The 251-nt window shown below is 40.6% G+C and carries 1 pseudogene; it reads left to right on the top strand.

Features of this window, described 5'->3' with window-relative positions:
• Positions 1-34: 34 nt before the first annotated feature.
• Positions 35-251, top strand: a pseudogene (locus EKM80_RS15065) (ISL3 family transposase); the annotation flags it as partial.

Below are 251 nucleotides of genomic sequence, written 5' to 3'. Positions count from 1 at the left end.
CACTACAGCGTCATTTGAAAGGATATGAAGACCAATGAACTCTATTGACCATTATATAAAATTTTCACTCAGTATTAAAGACAAAAACGTTGTTTTTTTCGATTATGACTATCAAGTAATCAAATCACGCCGCGCCAAGGTCTATCGAGCCAATGTGAAAGTGGCCTGTGAACGGTGTCCCCAGTGTGGCTTTGACCATCTCAGTCATAACGGTCACTATAAATCACGCGTTTTATATCCAGCCGCTAACG

This window comes from Loigolactobacillus jiayinensis, assembly GCF_003946445.1.
GTDB classification, from domain to species: domain Bacteria; phylum Bacillota; class Bacilli; order Lactobacillales; family Lactobacillaceae; genus Loigolactobacillus; species Loigolactobacillus jiayinensis.
This window is presented reverse-complemented; position numbering and strand designations above follow the sequence as displayed.